The organism is Streptomyces sp. IMTB 2501, assembly GCF_001953885.1.
Lineage (GTDB): Bacteria > Actinomycetota > Actinomycetes > Streptomycetales > Streptomycetaceae > Streptomyces.
The window spans coordinates 113,713-132,214 of record NZ_MQUS01000025.1; the positions used below are offsets into that span (position 1 = coordinate 113,713).

General features: G+C 70.8%; 15 protein-coding genes. 6 read left to right on the plus strand and 9 right to left on the minus strand.

Annotated elements, in window-relative coordinates; all coding sequences use genetic code 11:
• Window positions 1-4: 4 nt before the first annotated feature.
• Window positions 5-1,873, minus strand: a complete 1,869-nt coding sequence (locus AV521_RS33955; RefSeq protein WP_076093984.1) for a ricin-type beta-trefoil lectin domain protein — start codon at window positions 1,871-1,873, stop codon at window positions 5-7.
• Between the two features lie 167 nt (window positions 1,874-2,040).
• Here AV521_RS33955 and AV521_RS33960 point away from each other — a divergent pair, with 167 nt between their 5' ends.
• Both AV521_RS33960 and AV521_RS33965 read left to right on the plus strand, forming a co-directional pair.
• Window positions 2,041-5,064, plus strand: a complete 3,024-nt coding sequence (locus AV521_RS33960; RefSeq protein ID WP_076093986.1) for a carbohydrate binding domain-containing protein — start codon at window positions 2,041-2,043, stop codon at window positions 5,062-5,064.
• A 49-nt stretch (window positions 5,065-5,113) separates the two neighbouring features.
• Entirely contained in the window at window positions 5,114-6,466 is a 1,353-nt protein-coding gene (locus AV521_RS33965; RefSeq protein WP_076093988.1) for a hypothetical protein, read from the plus strand.
• A 15-nt stretch (window positions 6,467-6,481) separates the two neighbouring features.
• On the opposite strand, the gene AV521_RS33970 is transcribed toward AV521_RS33965, so the two are convergent.
• Together AV521_RS33970 and AV521_RS33975 are read right to left on the minus strand one after the other, a co-directional pair.
• Window positions 6,482-8,758, minus strand: a complete 2,277-nt coding sequence (locus tag AV521_RS33970; protein WP_076093990.1) for a DPP IV N-terminal domain-containing protein — start codon at window positions 8,756-8,758, stop codon at window positions 6,482-6,484.
• A gap of 107 nt (window positions 8,759-8,865) precedes the next feature.
• Window positions 8,866-9,531 (minus strand): DUF4097 family beta strand repeat-containing protein, encoded by a 666-nt coding sequence (locus AV521_RS33975; RefSeq protein ID WP_076093992.1) that lies wholly within the window; start codon window positions 9,529-9,531, stop codon window positions 8,866-8,868.
• Between the two features lie 339 nt (window positions 9,532-9,870).
• On the opposite strand from AV521_RS33975, the gene AV521_RS33980 reads away from it, so the two are divergent.
• A complete protein-coding gene (locus tag AV521_RS33980; protein ID WP_076093994.1) occupies window positions 9,871-10,146 on the plus strand; it encodes a hypothetical protein in 276 nt (91 codons plus the stop codon).
• 108 nt (window positions 10,147-10,254) lie between these two features.
• Here the strand turns inward: AV521_RS33980 and AV521_RS33985 are convergent, their stop codons facing one another.
• The 5 genes from AV521_RS33985 to AV521_RS34005 all read right to left on the minus strand — a co-directional run bounded on the left by AV521_RS33985 (window position 10,255) and on the right by AV521_RS34005 (window position 12,481).
• Window positions 10,255-10,614: a hypothetical protein gene (locus tag AV521_RS33985; protein WP_076093996.1), complete on the minus strand. Its 360-nt coding sequence runs from the start codon at window positions 10,612-10,614 to the stop codon at window positions 10,255-10,257.
• Between the two features lie 37 nt (window positions 10,615-10,651).
• A complete protein-coding gene (locus AV521_RS33990; protein WP_076093998.1) occupies window positions 10,652-11,023 on the minus strand; it encodes a hypothetical protein in 372 nt (123 codons plus the stop codon).
• A gap of 12 nt (window positions 11,024-11,035) precedes the next feature.
• Entirely contained in the window at window positions 11,036-11,413 is a 378-nt protein-coding gene (locus tag AV521_RS33995; protein WP_076094000.1) for a hypothetical protein, read from the minus strand.
• A 10-nt stretch (window positions 11,414-11,423) separates the two neighbouring features.
• On the minus strand, window positions 11,424-11,795 hold the full coding sequence (locus tag AV521_RS34000; protein WP_076094003.1) for a hypothetical protein: 372 nt from the start codon (window positions 11,793-11,795) through the stop codon (window positions 11,424-11,426).
• 131 nt (window positions 11,796-11,926) lie between these two features.
• A complete protein-coding gene (locus AV521_RS34005; protein ID WP_079249526.1) occupies window positions 11,927-12,481 on the minus strand; it encodes an RICIN domain-containing protein in 555 nt (184 codons plus the stop codon).
• Between the two features lie 354 nt (window positions 12,482-12,835).
• On the opposite strand from AV521_RS34005, the gene AV521_RS34010 reads away from it, so the two are divergent.
• Window positions 12,836-14,389 carry a helix-turn-helix domain-containing protein gene (locus AV521_RS34010; RefSeq protein ID WP_256725777.1) on the plus strand — a complete coding sequence of 518 codons (1,554 nt, stop codon included), beginning with the start codon at window positions 12,836-12,838 and terminating at the stop codon, window positions 14,387-14,389.
• A 94-nt stretch (window positions 14,390-14,483) separates the two neighbouring features.
• Here the strand turns inward: AV521_RS34010 and AV521_RS34015 are convergent, their stop codons facing one another.
• Window positions 14,484-15,086 carry a YceI family protein gene (locus AV521_RS34015; protein ID WP_076094007.1) on the minus strand — a complete coding sequence of 201 codons (603 nt, stop codon included), beginning with the start codon at window positions 15,084-15,086 and terminating at the stop codon, window positions 14,484-14,486.
• A 178-nt stretch (window positions 15,087-15,264) separates the two neighbouring features.
• Between AV521_RS34015 and AV521_RS34020 the strand changes: the two genes are divergently transcribed.
• Window positions 15,265-17,595 carry a polysaccharide lyase 8 family protein gene (locus tag AV521_RS34020; RefSeq protein WP_076094008.1) on the plus strand — a complete coding sequence of 777 codons (2,331 nt, stop codon included), beginning with the start codon at window positions 15,265-15,267 and terminating at the stop codon, window positions 17,593-17,595.
• Window positions 17,596-17,749: 154 nt separating this feature from the next.
• The coding region (locus tag AV521_RS34025) for a carboxyl transferase domain-containing protein (RefSeq protein WP_305965206.1) at window positions 17,750-18,502 on the plus strand (753 nt) is incomplete at its 3' end.

An 18,502-nucleotide genomic window follows, 5' to 3' on the forward strand; every position in this document is an offset into this window, starting at 1 on the left:
CGCGCTACCGCAGGTGCCACTTCTGGTTGGCGGCTCCCGTGCAGGACCAGATCTGTGCCCGCGCCCCGTTCGCCGACGAGTTGTCCGTCACGTCCAGACACTTGTTCGCGGCGAGGTTCACGACATCCCCGGTGGACGCGTTGTAGGACCACTGCTGCGCGCCGGTGCCGTTGCAGTCGTACAGCTGGACCTTCGCCCCGTCCGCAGTCGAACCCGACGTCACGTCCAGGCACTTTCCGAGTGCTCGTACGGATCCGTCTCCCTGTACGGTCCACTGCTGGGCGCCGCTGCCGTTGCAGTCGTAGAGCTGCACCGCCGTACCGTTGGCGCTCGAACCGCCCGTCACGTCAAGGCACTTGCCGGCCAGCCCGATGAAGGAGCCGGTCCGCGCGCCGTCGCCGGACTGGGTTCCGGACCAGGTGAAGGTCGCCGAGGTCTTGCCGGGCAGCGAGTAAGTGGCGTGCTGTGACCCCCAGTTGATCGTCACCGTCTGGGCGGAGGAGGAGTCGTTGTAGGCGATCAGCGCCTTGCTGCCGTCCGGGTTGCGCCACGCTACGTTGGGCACGGTCGTGGACGCCGTCGACGCGATCCGCTGGGCGCCCGGCCGGACGAACTTGGTCAGGTGGCCCATGTCGTAGTACTCGACGGTGTAGTCCACGGTGCCGCTCGCGCCGTCCCCGTTGTGCACCGTGATCAGCCCGGTGCAGGTGCCGCACCCCCCGTTGTGCGGGCCCATGTTCTGGTCCACGGCCAGCGACCACTTGGTCACCGACTTCGCCCAGTTGCGGGTGTAGTCGATGATGTTGGACATGTCCTCGCGCTGCTGGTCGGCGATCCAGGTGCCGCCGGAGTGCTCGGTGCCGAACGCGTCCAGCGACGGGTACTGGTCGTGCACGGTGGACTGCTTGGTGACATCACCGCCGTACCCGTGCCAGGCGATCCCGCCGAAGTTGGGGTGGTTGCGGATCGCCGCGTCGTCCACGGCCTGGGCCGCGTAGGAGTCGTAGGTGTCCCAGTTCCAGTCGTGCGCGAGGACCTTGGCCGACAGGCCCGCCGACTGCAGCTGCGGCAGCAGGTCGTTCTTGAGGAAGTAGTCGATCCCGCCGGCGTTCCAGCTCATCGACGGATAGCCGGAGCAGCAGGTCGGCTCGTTCTGCGGGGTCACGTACGAGACGTCGACCCCCTGGTCCTTGTAGGCCTGGAGGTACTTCACGAAGTAGCCGGCGTACGCCCCGTAGTCCTCGGCCTTCAGCCAGCCGCCGTTGAGCGAACCGCTGTCCTTCATCCAGGCCGGGGCCGTCCACGGTGAGGCCAGCACCGTGAGCGAGGGATTCAGCTGGAGCGCCTGCTTGGTGAGCGGGACCACGTCCGCCAGGTCGTGCGCGATCGAGAAGCTGTGCAGGTTCGGGTCCGTCTGCCCTGACGGCACGTCGTCGTACGTGTAGCCGTACCGCGCGAGGTCCGAGGCGCCCATCGGATTGCGCAGGAACGACAGCCCGATGCCGTCCGTCGGCGAGAACAGCTTGCGCATGGTCGCGTCCCGCGTGGCCTGGGACAGCGCGCCGCTGCTGTTCATCAGCCAGGCCGCGGTGTCCGTGAAGGACGCGCCGCCGCCGGTGAAGGTCTGGTAGCGGGTGTTCTCGTCGACGGTGATGTCCGTGCCGCCGCCACCCGTGCCGGACTGGAACGCGAACGGCGTCTGCGCCTCCAGGCCCCGCACGACATGCCGGCCGCCGGAGTCGTCGGTGGTGGTGAGCCAGGGGGTGACCTGCTCGCCGGCCGCGTGTGCGGCGGGGGGTACGGCGGCGGTGAAGCCGGCGGCGGAGAGCAGCCCGGCCATCACCAGCCGGACCGTGCGGGGGGTCCTCCTCATGGTGCGTCGCCCTTCCTCTCGGGTCGACAGAGCGGGATTCGGCACGACCGAGGTGCCGAGCGGGGAACGGCACAACTGACGTGCCGTCTTGACGGGTTGGGAAGCCGTTAGTTAACTCACGGCCTGATCTAAGCCATGAGTGAACCATGAGAGCCGAGGGAAGGTCCATGCCAAGAACCGCCCTGCTCGTCTCCGGCGCCTTGCTCGCCGCCCTGCTGCCCCTGTCCGCCACCTCCGGTGCCGCCCACGCCGCCGACGACCCGGCGCCCACGCCTGTCGACCGCTTCGAGGGCGAGGTCCCCTTCGCCGCCCAGCCCGCCGACGGCATCTTCACCTGGGGAAGCGACGCCGACGACCCGCCCACCCTCCACCTCACCGACCGCGCCGACGCCCCCGAGGGTGCCAAGGTCCTCACCGGCAGCTACGACATCAGCGGCTACGGCGGCTTCACCCACGACTTCGCCGCCGGTCAGCCCGCCCACGACTGGTCCGCCCACCAGGGCATCCGCTTCTGGTGGGAAGGCCGGGGCAACGGCCGGAAGATCGCCTTCGAGATCAAGGACGGCGGCGCGAACGGCGAGGCCTCAGAGCTCTGGACGACCTCCTTCACCGACGACTTCACCGGCTGGAAGCGGATCGAGATCCCCTTCACCGACTTCCAGTACCGCACCGACTACCAGCCCGTCGGCGGTATCGACCACGTCCTCGGGCTCACCCGGATGTGGGGCTACGCGGTGACCATCCCGGCCGGCACCAAGGGCGACTTCGCCATGGACGACGTCGAGTTGTACGGCAGGGCCGACCAGTCGCTGCGCGCCTCCGTCACCACCGACGCCCCCGTCCGCCCCGTCAGGGCGGGCGCCACCGCCAAGGTCAAGGTCACCCTGGCCACGACCGGTGACCGGCCCGTCGACGACCCGGTCACGGTCACGTACACGACGGACGGCGGCACCGCCACCGCCGGCCGGGACTACACCCCGGCCGAAGGCACGCTCACCTTCCCGGCCGGCACCGCCTCGGGGGCAACGCGGACCATCGAGGTGCCCACCCGCGAGAACAAGGCTCCCGCATCCGCGAAGACCATCCCGCTCAAGCTCACGGTCACCGGCGCCAAGGCTCCCGCCGAGACCCCGCAGATCGTCATCGACGCGCACGGACTGCCGTATCTGAACGCCGGGTTGCCGGTGCGGAGGCGCGTCGCGGACCTGCTGTCCCGGATGTCGCTGGAGGAGAAGGCCGGGCAGATGACCCAGGCCGAGCGGGGCGCCGTCGGGGGCGGGGGCGACATCGCGACATACGCCCTCGGCTCGCTCCTGTCCGGCGGCGGCTCCACGCCCACGCCCAACACCCCCGAGGCCTGGGCGAAGATGATCGACGGCTTCCAGCTCCGCACCCGGGCGACCCGCCTCCAGATCCCGCTGATCTACGGCGTCGACGCGGTTCACGGCCACAACAACCTGGCCGGCGCCACCATCATGCCGCACAACATCGGCATCGGCGCCACCCGCGACCCCCAACTCGCCGAGAGGACCGGCTCGGTGACGGCATCCGAAGTCCGCGCCACCGGCATCCCCTGGGACTTCGCGCCCTGTCTGTGCGTGAGCCGCGACGAACGCTGGGGCCGCTCCTACGAGTCCTTCGGCGAGGACCCCGCCCTCGTGCAGTCCATGGAGACCATGATCCAGGGCCTCCAGGGCCGGGCCGACGGCCGGGATCTGAGCCGGAACGACAAGGTGCTGGCCACCGCCAAGCACTTCGCCGGTGACGGCGGCACCGCCTACGGCTCCTCCACCACCGGCACCTACACCATCGACCAGGGCGTCACCACGGTCACCCGGCAGCAGCTGGAGGACATCCACCTGGCGCCGTACAGGAGCGCCGTCCGGCGGGGCATCGGCACGGTCATGCCGTCGTACTCCTCCCTCGACATCGTCGGCGACGGCAAGGGCGCGGTGAAGATGCACGCCCGCGGCGACATGATCAACGGCGAGCTGAAGGGCCGGATGGGCTTCGACGGCTTCGTCATCAGCGACTGGAACGCCATCGACCAGCTCCCCGGCGACTACGCGGCCCACGTCCGCACGGCGGTGAACGCGGGTGTCGACATGATGATGGTGCCGTACGGCTACAAGGACTTCGGCGCCACGCTCGCCGACGAGGTGAAGGCGGGCCGGATCAGCGAGGCGCGGATCGACGACGCGGTCTCCCGCATCCTCACCCAGAAGTTCAGGCTGGGCCTCTTCGAGCACCCCTACGCCGACACCAGCGGCGCCGCCGCCATCGGCTCCCCGGCCCACCGTGCGGTCGCCCGCCGGGCCGCCGCCGAGTCGCAGGTGCTGCTGAAGAACAGCGGCGGGCTGCTGCCGCTGAAGAAGAGCGAGAAGGTGTACGTCGCCGGGTCCAACGCCGACGACCTCGGCAACCAGACCGGCGGCTGGACCATCACCTGGCAGGGCGCGTCCGGCACCCACACCCAGGGCACGACCATCCTCCAGGGCATGCGCGAGGCCGGCGGGAACGTCACCTACTCCAAGGACGCCTCCGCGCCGACCGGCGGCTACGACGTCGGTGTGGTCGTCGTCGGCGAGACCCCGTACGCCGAGGGTGTCGGCGATGTCGGCAACGGCCACAGCCTGCAGCTCTCGGCGGCCGACCAGGCGGCCGTGGACAAGGTGTGCGCGGCCATGAAGTGCGCGGTGCTGATCGTCTCCGGCCGGCCGCAGCTCGTCGGCGACCGGCTCGGCGGGATCGACGCACTGGTGGCGTCCTGGCTGCCCGGCACCGAGGGCGAGGGCGTCGCCGACGTCCTCTACGGCGCGCGCCCCTTCACCGGACAGCTCCCCGTCACCTGGCCGAAGTCCGAGTCCCAGCTCCCGATCAACGTGGGTGACACCTCGTACGACCCGCAGTTCCCCTACGGCTGGGGCCTGACCACGCTCACCGACGTGCCGCGCGGCGGTACGGCCACCCTGAAGGCGCTGGGCGCGGCGGCGACGGCGGCCGAGCGCAAGGGCGACGACCGGGCAGGCCGTGCGCTGGTGACCGAGGCGCGGCTGCTCGTCCAGGAGAAGGCGGGCGGGCGGATGACCCAGGCGGTGGCGAAGCCCTTCGCGGACGCCGGCCATCTGCTGCTGACCGGCCGGTACGGGAAGGCGGTGGAGAAGCTGACGGAGGCGTACCGGGCGGCGTAGCCCCCGCCCATATATCGAATTATGGGAGGCTTCGGGTAGTTTCGGGAGCATGAAGGCCTTGCGGAACCGAAGCCTCCCAGCACTGCTGCTGGCCGCCCTCGCCCTGGTCCTGGCGACCGCGTTCGCGCCCGGGGCGAGAGCGGACACGAGCATCTCCACCGTCGCCCAGGCCCTCCGCAAGAGCCCGGTCTACGTCGACCCGGCCGCCTCGGCCCAGCTGCCCAAGGCGGACGCCGACGCGCTTGCCAAACGCATCAAGGACGCGAACAAGCCCCTGTTCATCGCGGTCCTCCCAGCCGGCTACCCGACCGCGAACCTCTTCTCCGACCTGCGCGCGGCGACCGGCATCACCGGCCTGTACGGCATCCGCCTCGGCGACCGCTTCGACGCCCGCGCCGACTCCTCCGTCATGTCGGCGACGGCCCGGCAGAACCTGGTCACGAGCGTCCAGGGCGAACCGGCCAAGGCCCAGCTGACCGACTTCACCGACCGCGCGCTCGCGAACATGGGCGGCCACGCCCCGAAGAGCTGGGGCGCCGGCGGTTCCGGCGGCGGGACACCCACCGCGGCCCTGGTCGCGGTCGGCGCGGTGGTGGTCGTCGGCGGCGCGGGCGCGTATGCGCTGGTCAGGCGCAACCGCCGGCGCCACGAGGAGGAGCAGCGGGCCGCCCTGGACCGGCTGCGGGTGGTCGTGGACGAGGACATCACCGCCTTCGGCGAGGAACTGGACCGCCTCGACTTCCAGCCGGGGGAGCCCGGCGCCGACGACGCGATGCGCGCCGACTACGAGCACGCCCTGGACGCCTACGAGACCGCCAAGCAGCGCATGGCCGCCGCGGGCCGCCCGGAGGACGTCCGCACCGTCACCGAGGCGCTGGAGGACGGCCGCTTCTCGCTGGCCCGGCTGGCTGCCCGCCGCGAGGGCCGCCCCCTGCCCGAACGCCGCCCGCCCTGCTTCTTCGACCCGCGCCACGGTCCCTCGGTGAACGACGCCACCTGGACCCCGCCCGGCGGCGCCCCGCGCCAGGTCCCCGTCTGCGCGGCCGACGCCACCCGGCTCGCCGACGGCCGCGACCCGGTGATCCGCGAGGTCGACACGGACCAGGGCCGCCGCCCCTACTGGGACGCGGGCCCCGCCTACGGCCCCTGGGCGGGCGGCTACTTCGGCGGCGGCATCCTGCCCGGCCTGCTCGTCGGCACCCTCCTCGGCAGCATGATGGCGACCCCGTCGTACGCGGCCGACTACGGCGCCGGCTACGGCGACTTCGGGGCCGACTACCAGGGCGGTGACGTGTCCGGCACGGACTTCGATGCCGGTGACTTCGGGGGCGGGTTCGGGGACGGCGGAGGGTTCGACGGGGGAGGAGGAGACGGCGGCGGCGACTTCGGCGGAGGCTTCTGACCGCCCACCCACCGCTCAGGCGAACAGGTCGCCGAGCAGCTCGGGACCGATGGTGATGGGTGCGGGGCGGTAGGCGGGTGGCTGGGTGCCCGTCAGCTCGCGCACCAGGAAGTCCCAGCAGCGCTTGCGGACGTAGGCCAGGCAGTCGATGAACATGTGCTCGGCCCCCGGCACGATGAGCAGCTCGAAGTCCTTGTCGGCGGCGATGAGCCGGTCGGCCAGCCGCAGCGTGTGGTCCGGGTGGACCTGGTCGTCCAGTTCGCCGTGGATGAGCAGCAGCTTGCCCGCCAGCCGGTCCGCGAGGTCCACGTTGGAGGTACGGGCCCAGGCCTCGGGGTTGTCCGCACCGTCGTAGGCCTCGATGAAGGCCTGGTTGAAGAAGCGGGCGTCATGGTATCCGGAGAGGGCGACTCCGGTCTGGTACACCTCGGGGAAGTCCAGCAGCGCCCGCACCGCGGCGAACCCGCCTCCGGAGTGGCCGAACGCGGCCACGCGGTCCAGGTCCAGCCACGGCCGGGTCTCGGCCAGCTGCCGCAGCGCCGCGACATGGTCGTCCAGGCGGCCCGCGTCGGCCAGGTGACCGTAGGAGGCGTCGTGGAAGGACTTGCTCCGCCCCGGTGTGCCTCGCCCGTCCACCGCCACCACCACGAAGCCCAGCGCCGCGAGGGGTTCCGCGTCGAGGCCCATTCCGCCGGGGTCGAAGCACGGGGCGACCCGGTTGACCTGGGGGCCGGGGTAGATGGTGTCCACCACCGGGTAGCGCAGGGCGGGGTCGAATCCCCGCGGCCGGTACAGCACCCCGTAGATGTCCGTCACCCCGTCGGCCGCCTTGACGCGGAACCGTTCCGGCGGGGTCCATCCGAGGGCGGTGAGCTTGCCGATGTCGGCCCGCTCCAGCTCGACCAGCACCCGCCCGGCCCAGTCGCGGACGCGGGTCACCGGCGGGGTGTCCACGGCGGACGCGGAGTCGAGAAAGTACTCCGGGTGGTCCGGCACGGTGACGACGTGGTCCAGCCCGTCGTCGGTGACCTTGGCGAAGCCGGAGCCGTCCAGACCGACCCGGCACACCGTGCGCCGGTACGGATCCTCCGCGACCAGCCCGGAGGCGGTGAAGTACACCACCCGCTCGGCCTCGTCGACGTACAGGATCTGCCGTACCGCCCACTGCCCGGAGGTGACCTGCCCGAGCAGTGCGCCGGTGCGCAGGTCGTACCGGTACAGGTGGCCCCAGCCGTCCCGCTGCGAGTACCACAGCACCTCGCCGGCCAGCCCCCGCACGATCGGCGGCTCGTACAGCCACTGGTTGGGCTCCACCCGGGTGGCCCCGGTCTCGCTGACAACGGTGGTGACCTCGCCGGTGGCCGCGTCCAGCCGGTGCAGGGTGAGCGTGCGCATGTCGCGGGGCTGGCTGAGGAAGTACACCGCCGAGCTGTCGTCCGCCCACCACGCCCACTTGGCCGTGATCGGCGACAACTGCGGCATGAGCAGCGGCTCGGTCCGCGCACGGACCACCGTGCCCTCGGCGACGTCGAGTACGACCAGCTCGGCCTGCGGGATGTTCTCGTCCCCGGCGTAGGCGTACCGGTGGGTGCGCACGAGGGGCGCGCCGCCGTCGGCGGGCCTGGCCTCCACGAGGTGGGTCTGCCGGACGCCGCGCTCGTCGGTCCGATGCGCCAGCACCTTCGTGGAGTCGGGCGACCAGGCCACCGCGGGCGGCAGGTGCGGCAGGCCGAACTTGCGCAGCAGGGTGCCGTTGCTCATGCAGTCCGGGCCGGAGCCGTACCCGTGATCGGGCTCGCCGTCGGTGGTCAGCGCCCACTCGCGGCCGTCGGACAGCGAGCGCGCCCACAGGTCGTGCCCCCGCCGGGACACCGCGACCTTCTTGTCGGGTGAGGGCACCTCCAGCGGGTTGCCCGGCGATGTGAACTCGGCCCGCTCGCAGGCGTAGTCGTCCAGGCGGCAGCGCCAGTGCTCGCCGAACGCGTCGAACTCCACGGCGTTCCCGGCCAGTTCGATGGCCAGGAACGGCAGGGCCTCGGGGCCGACCGGTTGCCCGGAGGCGGCGGCCAGCGCGGCGGCGAGCCGGACGTGGTCGAAGGCCGGCTCGCGGGTGCCGGCCGCCGGGTCGACCAGCACGAACCGCCGGCCGACGCCGTTGCTCACCGCGTACCAGAAACGGGCGCCCGAGTCGATCCACTGCGGCCTGACCTTGTCGCCGACGACGAGCTCGCCGGGGCGGGCGGGCCGGCGGAGGAGCTGCTCCGCGGCCTGGTAGTCCTGAGTGGTGCTCATTCCTTGTGTCCTTCCTCGGTTTCGGTACTGAGCCCGCCGTGAGGGCACGGAGGCGCCATCACGGCAGGGGTGATGAGGCCGGGTCGGCAGGCCATGAGGGGTGCTGCTCAGAGGCTGCGGGCGGTGATGTCGCCGTGGGAGGTGGTGGCGCGGATGTCGAGTTCGGCGGTGCCGTCGTTCTTGAGGGCGTTGCTGACGCGGCCGTGGCCGGTGCCGGCGTCCAGGGAGGCGGAGACTCCGGCGGCGGCGGTGACCGAGATGTCGCCGGACTGGGTGCGCAGGACGACCGTGCCGCGCACGGCCTCGGCGATCCGGATGTCGCCCCTCGCGGTGCTGATCTCCGCGGGGCCGCCCAGCCGGCCGACCTCGACATCGCCGTCGACCGCGGTGAGGCGGACGCTCGCGGCCTCGTCGATCTTGATCTGACGGTACGCGCCTTCGAAGACGACGTCGCCGAGGCGGCCGACGCCGCGGAGTTCGCAGCAGGCGGTCTTGGCCTCGATACGGGAACCGGCGGGCAACTGGACCGTCACCTCGATGGATCCGGTGTTGCCGAGGATCTGGTTCTTCGCCGCCGGGACCTCGATCCGCAGGACGCCGTCGCCGTATTCGACCTTGGTCTGCTCCGCCGCCTTCACATCGCGGCCCTTCGCGGCGTTGGCGGGCAGGATCTCGACCGTGGTGTCGCCCCGGTCGGCGGCGATGAACTGGACGCGCCCCGCGGGGACGTCGAGGACGGCGGCGATCGGGGTGGGGGTGTCGAACTTCTGCATCGTGCTCTCCTCCTGCGGTCGTTGTTTCTGACTCCAGAAACGCTACGTTGCGTTCATGAATCAGGCAACGAGCTTGATGTACAGAATCAGCATCATTGCAGGTAGAAGCCGAGAAATCGTTGCAACGGTTTTGAATCTAACGCAACACCTCACACTTCGTTCGTTGCAATGGATTGAGGGTGAACGCTATGTCGGAGGCGCCGGGTCCCGACCGCCCCCGGGGCCGAAGGGACGTACTGCGCAAGGGGGTCGAGTGATTCGTCGGCGCGACCGCGGGCACGCTGCCGGCCACCGGTGTGGCGGCCGCGGGCATCACCGGCACCGCGTCGGTGGCCGGTGATGTTCGTGATCCTCACCGTCGCCCTGTGGCTGCGCCCGCTCAGCCACGCCTACTGGGCGGCCGGGGTGACGACCGCCCTCTCTCTGCTCCTTGGCTGCTTCGGCCAGGACGTGGTGAGCCTGCTACCGACCCGCCTCGCCGCGACAGCCGTGGGCGCGACCCTGTTTGTCGCGGCGGCGTGGTGGCTGCTGTCGGTTCAGCGCCCGAAGCGCGGACAAGTGGGGGGTGGGAGAGCGGAACCCGGGCAAGTGAGCGTGGGCCGAGTTCTCGCGTGACCATGGGGCCGCCCGTTTCCTGCACGGTGCCGAGCTTCCGTGGCCCGAGTACGGGGACGGCCCCTCGCTGCGGAGGCGAGGGGCCGGGCCCGGAGCTGGGGGCGGAGGTCACTGGGTGATGAACCAGTAGTCCGAGGGCTGGTTCGGCTCGACCTTGGTGGTCTGCTCAGGGGTGGTCGGGTTGCCGCTGCAGTCGGAGCTGGAGTTGCCGATCCAGTGGAGGTCGCCCACCCACCACCATCCGTCGAGGTGGTTGTCGCGGCTCGGGGTCGAGAAGCAGTGGGTGACGTACTCGCCGCTCTGATTCCATCCGGCGACCTGGATGCCGTTGGTGTCGCCCTGCTTGTCGTAGAACTCCAGTTGCTGGCCGTTGGTGCCGGCGAAGGCGGAGCCGGAAGCGAGGACGGTGACGGCGGCGCCGGTGGCGGCGAGAGCGCCGATCTTGGCTATGGCGGTCTTGACGGTCATGGTGAAACGTTCCTTTCGGTGGTGAAGGAGGGGCGGTTCAGAAGTTGAGCCAGGTCCAGTCGGAGTCCTGGTTGCGGGGTACGTCGACGGTGTTGTTGAAGAGGCGGTCGCCGGTGGGGTTGCCGCTGGAGTCGCAGGGGCCGGTGTAGACGAAGAAGTCGGTCGTCTCGACCCACCACCAGTCCGAGATGTAGGTGTCGCCCTGGGGCGTGTTGAAGCAGTGGGCGGTGAGCTCGCCGTTCTGGTTGTCGCCCTGGATGTAGACGCTGTTGATGGTGGCGTCGGAGTTGTGGACGGCGATCTGCTGGCCGTTGGTCCCGGCGAAGGCGGAGCCGGAGCCGAGGACGGCAAGGGCGGTTCCGGCGGCGGCCACGGCGCCGATCTTGGCGATCTTGGCCTTGAGGGTCATGGGGTGGTTCTCCTAGTCGATGTAGTTGTTGACCTGCCACCAGTCGCCGTCGCTGTCGGGCTGGGTGCGGGGCACGGCGATGATCTGGGTGCGCAGGCGAGTGCTGCCGGAGCCGCAGGGGCCCTCGTACTCGTCGAGCGTGGTCGTGTCGGCCCACCACCAGCCGTAGAACCTGGTGTCGGGGCCGGTGGTGTCGAAGCAGTGGGAGACCGACTGGCCGTTCTGGTTGGTTCCGGAGACGACGACGGAGTTGGTGTCGCCGATGTTGTCGAAGAACTCGATCTGCTGGCCGTTCGTGCCGGCGAACGCGGCTCCCGGGCTGAGGAGGACAGCGGCGATTCCCGCAGCGGCAGTGGCCGTACCTGTGGCGATCCTCGTCCTGATGCCCACGCCGGTCTCCTTACTTGTCGGTGATCAGGTACCAGTCGGAGGGCTGGGAGGGCGGGATGGTGAAGACCTCCGGGCTGGGCTCGATGGCGGTGCCGTCGCATCCGGCGGAGGGGTACCAGGTGATGGTCAGGTCGTCCTTCCACCACCAGCCGGAGAGGTAGTTGTCGGGGCCGGGGGTGTCGAAGCAGTGGGAGACCGACTCGCCGTTCTGGTTGGTCCCGGAGAGGGAGACGGAGTAGACGTCACCGCGCTGGTCCCGGAAGTGGATCTGCTGGCCGTTGGTGCCGGCGGATGAGGTGCCGGTGCACAGGGCGGTGAGGGCGGCGCCGGTGGCGGCGAGAACGCCGGTCCTGACGAAGGCGGTTGTGCGGCGCGCGAGCATGTTTCCTCTCCATCGGAGCAGGTGAAGGGGGCCCTGGGGCAGGTGAAGGGAGCCCCGGGGCAGGTGAGGCAGCCGCGGCGCAGGGGCGGACGGCCCAAGAGCCCTCGGAATGTGCCTGGTCGGCGACGTGCCTAGTTGGCACTTTCGAAGATCCAGCGCTGGTTGGCGGTGCTGGTCTGCCCCTCGATCTTGGGGTACCACTGCACGGCCTGCGTGCCGTCGGCCTGGCTGGAACCGGGCATGTCGGCAGCCAGCCTGCTGTTGTCGTTGATCATGGCGAACCCGGTGGAGTAACTGACGTCGTCCCACCACTGGTTGTCGCCGGCGTGGCAGTCCCAGACGCGGAGCGCGGCTCCGGCGGATCCGCTCCAGTCCGCCACCTCAAGGCACTTGCCGCTCTCGTCGTTCGTGTACAGCCAGCCGACGGTACCGTCACCGTACGTACGCTGCGTCCCCGTCCACTTCTGGTTGTCGCCGCCGTTGCACGTCCACTGCTGTGCCGGGGCGCCGTTCTCGTCATGGCCGCCGGGGATCTCCAGGCATTTCCCGCTCGCCGCGTTCTTGATGTACCAGTGGTACGGGTTGGCGGCGGAGGCCTGGGTGGCGGACAAACCGAGTGTCAGGCCGAGCGTCGCGATGCCGACTCCGGCGACCTTCATCACGGACTTTCTCAGTCTCGCTGCCATGTCCCCTCATTCGTTTCCGTCCGCGCCGCAGGACGCGGGCCCTGTACATGTGGTGCCGCGAAGAGGGGAGGGCAGGAGGGCGACAGGTCTGTGCACGCAGTCGCTGTCACGGCGACTTGAGGTCCCCCCGTCGCAACAGCCGCCGGACCCATGGTCAGTGGGCCCGGCCGACACCGGCAGCGTAGCCAGGACCATGACAGGCGAACAGTGCTGTCCTGCTGCGTCACCGGGGGTCGGCGGTAACGACGTGCACAGCAAGGCCTTGCTCCGCCCGTCACTCCCCGGACCTGGCAAAATAGCTCCCGACCGAGCTATGGGGATCGTTCGGTCCAGGGGATCATTCAGGGGGAATGGATGACGGTCCGTGGGCACGAGGTGCTTGCGTGCGAGAGAGCGGCCGGCGGCATGGATCCCGAGTGGGTTGCCGCCCGCACGCAGGACATCCTGGCCATGCATCGGCTGGCGACCGGCTCCGGCGGCGCGGATGCGCTGCTGGCGTGGCTGGCACGGCGAAGCGGTGGCTGGGCCGGCCTGTTGGACGCCGGCGGTGCTGTATTGAGGGCCACCGCGCGCGGCGAGTTGTCGCGCGGACAGTCGGCGCTCGTCCTTGCGGCCGAAGGCGCGGCGCTCCTGGCGCGGGGTGCCGGATCGGCACGGATCGACGACGGCGGTCGCACGGGCTTGTTCGTCACCACCGGGTCGGCGGCCGGAGATCCGGTTCTGGCGCTCGTCGTTCCCACTTCCGAAGTGACGCAAGCGCCGAGGCTGATCGCCGATGCCGCCGGGCTCGTTGGGCTCTGCCTACGCGCCGAGGAGGCCGAACGTCACCGAAGACGTTCGAAGGCTGTGGACGCCCAGGGCCGGGAGGCCGTGCTCCACCTGCTCATGGCGGGTGACGTGGCGACCGCGCGGCGGACAGCGGAGGTGCTGCGGCCCTCGCTGCCCCGCGCCATCCGTTTCTGTGTGGTCGAGGGCCCGGCCGGGCAGCGCGAGGAGTTCGTACGGCGCTGGCTGCGCGAGGTGGGTGACCAGTGCTGGATCGTGCCGTGCCCGGTGTACGCGCGCCATCTCCTGGTCATCGCCCCGGACCACTCGGCCTGCGCATCGCCGCCGGGGGCTGTTCCGCCCGGCGAGCCGATGGGGGACCCGGATGTGCCGCAGGGCGGGTGTTCGGTGGGCGTCAGCGGGGTCCTCCCGCTGCAGAACGCGGCTCTCGGCTACGAACAGGCCTTCCACGCCCTTGCCGCCGCCCGTTCGGTACCCGGCCGGTTCGCTGTGTTCGGTGTCTTGGGCGAGCTGGCTCCACTGCTGGGCCGGCGAGGCGTGGCCTGGGCCGAACGACTGCTGCGGCCACTCATCCAGTACGTGCCCGCGCGTCGGCCGGACCCGGGGAGCGCGGAACTCCTGGCCACTTTGGAGTCCTGGCTGAGTTTCGGCGGCGCCGCCACACGCCACCTCAAGGTGCACCGCAACACCCTCGCTGCCAGGCTCGACCACATCGAGAAGCTGCTCGGGCTCGCCCTCGACCGCTTGCCCGGCCAGGCTTGCGCCCACCTCGCGCTGCGGCTGCGAAGCCTGCCCGTCCTGCCCGGACCGGAGGCCGTCGTGTCGCGCAAGCTGGACACCCTTCTTGCCGGCTCGACGGCCGAGAACTGGGCCGAGGCCTTTCTCCGACCGCTCGCCGTAGCCAACCCGACCACCGGCCTCACCGTCCGCACCTGGCTGGCCCACGACGCGCGTCTCGCCCCGACGGCCGTCGCGCTGGGCATCACGGCTCCAGCCGTACGCAAGCGCCTGGCCCGCGCCGAGCTGCTGCTGCAGCGCTCACTCCAGCAATCGCCCAGCGCCAGGTACGACCTCTGGCTGGCGCATCACATCATCGACCGGGCCAACGGCGAGCACGGCTGACGAACTGAGCGGGCAGCCCCGGGAAGGCGGGCGGCTTGGGTGGGCCGGCCTTGAGGCGGGCCGCGTAAGTCCCAAGTGGCGGTAGACCGGAGGCTCACACGTTCTTGATCGCCGAGATGTCGAAGTTCAGCTTGATCTTGTCGGAGACCAGAACGCCGCCGGTCTCCAGCGCCGCGTTCCAGGTCAGCCCCCACTCGGAGCGCAGGATCTCGGTCTTTCCCTCGAAGCCGACGCGCTCGTTGCCGAACGGGTCCTTCGCGGCGCCGTTGAACTCCAGGTCGATGCTGATCGGCTTGGTCACGCCGAGCAGCGAGAGGTCGCCGGTGATGCGGTACTCGTCGCCGCCCAGGGCCTCCGCCTTGGTGGACCGGAAGGTCATGGTCGGAAACTCGTCGGTCTTGAAGAAGTCGGACGACTTCAGATGACCGTCGCGGTCGGCGTTGCCCGTGTCGATGCTCTCCATCCTGACGTCGAGCGTCGCGGTCGACCTGCCGGGGTCCGCCCCGTCCAGGTGCAGTGTGCCCGTGAAGTCGTCGAAGCCGCCCTTGACGTTGGTGACCATGGCGTGCCGGGCGGTGAAACCGATCGTGGTGTGCGCGGGGTCGATCGTGTAGTCACCGGTCAGCGCGGTCAGGCCGGTGCCGGCCGGCGCGGTGGTGGTCGCGGGGGTGCTGTCCTTGCGGCCGAAGATGCCCATGGCGTGCTCCTGGGAGTATCTGTTGAACGTTAAACGAATCCGTCGAGTTCGAAGGTAGACCCAATCGGTCCGGTTTTCAACATCATCCGCAGCGTATTTCCGTCGTTGCGCGGAGTGACGCCATGCGCGCTCTGCTACAACTGCGGTGGCTGCCGATCCGGAGGGAGCGAAGCGGGCGATGACCGGTCCCCTGCGCGCGACCCGGCGGGCGCTGCTGCTGGCCGCCGCACTGGCCTCGATCCCTGCCCTGGCCTCCGGCGCCCGGGCCGACGGCGACCCCTACGACACCCTGCGCCGCCGCTGGCTCGGCATCGCCCTCGGCGCCGGCTACGACCCCGGCGTCGAACCCTACGCCTCCCGGCTCGCCCAACTCGGCTCCCGGGCAAGCGAGTTCGCGGCCACCATGGCCCCGGCCACCGGCTCCCTCTGGCCCGGGCGCCCCTTCGACCCGCCGTCCGGCATCACCTTCGGCTACGGCCGCCTGTGGACCATGGCCCAGGCCTACGTCCAACCGGCCACCGGCGCCACCGGCGACCCCGCGCTCCTCGCTGCCGTACTGCGCGGTCTCGACCATCTCTCCGCCACCGCCTACAACCCCTCGACCAGCCGCTACGGCAACTGGTGGGAGTGGCAGATCGGCAGCCCCCGGCTGCTCCTGGACATCACCGCCGCCCTGTACGACCGGCTGGGCGCGGACCGCGTCGGCGCCGCCTGCGCGGCCGTGGACCACTTCATCCCGGACGCCCTGGTCACCGACTACTCCGGCACCTCCACCGGCGCCAACCGCGTCGACCTGTGCCGCTCCGTCGCCCTGCGGGGCATCCTCGGCCGGGACGCCGGCCGTATCTCCCTCGCCCGGGACGCGCTCACGCCGGTCTTCCCGTACGTCACCCGGGGCGACGGGCTCTACGCCGACGGTTCCTTCGTCCAGCACATCCGGGTCGCCTACTCGGGGACGTACGGCCAGGTCCTGCTCGACGGCCTCGGGCGGCTGTTCGCCCTGCTCGCCGGATCGCCGTGGGAGGTCACCGACCCCGCCCGGCAGCACATCCTCGACGCCGTCGAGCACGGCTTCGCGCCCCTGATCCATGACGGCCTGGTGATGGACTGCGTCAACGGCCGTGCCATCAGCCGGGGTTACCTCCGCGGCGACGACCTGCACCTCATGCGCGGCGACCACTTCCACGGGCGGGCGCTCATCGCCGCGATCGCGCTGCTCGCGGGCGGGGCGGGGGAGGAGCGGCGGCAGCGGTGGTACGCAATGGTGAAGGGGTGGATCCAACGGGACACCGTGACACCGATGCTGACGACAGGTCAGTTCGAGGTCGCCGATCTCGCGCGACTCCACGCCATCGCCGATTCGTCCGTCCCGCCGGCCCCGGAACCCCTCGGCCACCGGCTCTTCCCGGCCATGGACCGTGCCGTCCACCGTGCGCCCCGCTTCACCGCCGGCCTCTCCATGGCCAGTGACCGCATCGCCCACTACGAGTGCGGGAACGGCGAGAACCCGCGCGGCTGGCACACCGGATCCGGGATGCTGTACTGGTGGCCGGAAGGGGCCGGCGGTCGGTCCGATCAATACACGGACTGGTTCTGGCCGACCGTGGACTGGTACCGGCTGCCCGGCACCACCGTCTCCACCAGGCGGCTGCCCGACCGGGCCGGCGGCGAGTGGGGCGAGCCCAAGCCGGACGTGCGCTGGGTGGGCGGGGTCACGGACGGCCGGTACGCGGCCGTCGGACAGCATCTGCAAGGCCTCGGCTCCACCCTCCGGGCCCGCAAGTCCTGGTTCTTCCTCGACGACGCCGTGGTCTGCCTCGGCGCCGGGATCAGCTGCGCCGACGGCGTCCCGGTCGAGACGGTCGTGGACAACCGCAACCTGGGCGAGAGCGGCACCCAGACCTTCGTACGGGGCCGGGACTGGGCTCACCTGGCCGAGCACGGTGGCTGGATCCTGCCGTGCGGAGGCGAGCTGCACACCCTGCGCGAGGACCGCACCGGCGCATGGTCCGACATCAACACCGGGGGTACGGCCGAGCGGCGCACCCGGCGCTGGCAGACCTTGTGGCTCGACCACGGCACCGACCCGGCGGGCGCCGGCTATGTCTACGTCCTGCTGCCCGGGGCCTCCGCCGCCGAGACCGCCGCCCGGGCCACCGGCCGCCCCCGGCTGTTGATCCTCGCCAACGACACCGCGGCGCAGGCCGTCGCCGTGCCCCGGCTGGGGCTGACCGGAGCCAACTTCTGGCGGGCCGGTACGGTGGGGGATCTGGCCGTCTCGGCAGGCGCGAGCATGCTCGTCGTGCGCCGGGGCCGTTCGGCCACCCTCCGGGTGAGTGAGCCGCCCCGAACGGGCGAGCCGCTGGAGATCGTCTGGGACCGGCCGGTGCGGGCGGTGACCCGGACCGGTGACGGCGTGGAGATCCTGTCCGCGAGCCGGTGTCTGAGGCTCCGTGTCACTCCGGGGATGGCATGCGCCAGCCACGAATGTGAGGTGGCTCTCCGGTGACACCTTTGTGGCCCCCTTACAACGCCGACGCCCTGTGAGCAGTCGGAAAGGCTGCACACGGCCAAGGTTCTGTTCACTGGTACCAGGAAAACGGGCCGGAGACTGTACGGAGTCGACGGCTCGCTTTCCTTGGTGTCCTTCGTAAGGTCGCTACATGACCGTTTTGGAAGAGACGACGGGTGAGCCGACCGGCGAGCCGGCGGACGCGCGCGGACGGGTCGCCGAGCTGCACGACGTTCGTGCCCAGGCCGTGGCGGGCCCGAGCGAGAAGGCGACCGAGGCGCAGCACGCCAAGGGCAAGCTGACCGCGCGGGAGCGGATCGAGCTGCTCCTGGACCCGGAGTCCTTCCAGGAGGTCGAGCAGCTGCGCCGGCACCGGGCGACCGGTTTCGGCCTGGAGGCGAAGAAGCCGTACACCGATGGTGTCATCACCGGCTGGGGCACGGTCGAGGGCCGTACGGTCTTCGTCTACGCGCATGACTTCCGGATCTTCGGCGGCGCGCTGGGCGAGGCCCACGCCACCAAGATCCACAAGATCATGGACATGGCCATCGCGGCCGGTGCGCCGCTGGTCTCCCTGAACGACGGCGCGGGCGCCCGTATCCAGGAGGGTGTCTCGGCGCTCGCCGGGTACGGCGGCATCTTCCAGCGCAACACCAGGGCGTCCGGTGTCATCCCGCAGATCAGCGTGATGCTCGGCCCGTGTGCGGGGGGCGCCGCGTACTCGCCCGCCCTGACGGACTTCGTGTTCATGGTCCGCGAGACCTCGCAGATGTTCATCACCGGCCCGGACGTGGTCAAGGCGGTCACCGGCGAGGAGATCTCCCAGAACGGCCTGGGCGGCGCGGACGTCCACGCGGAGACCTCCGGCGTCTGCCACTTCGCGTACGACGACGAGGAGACCTGC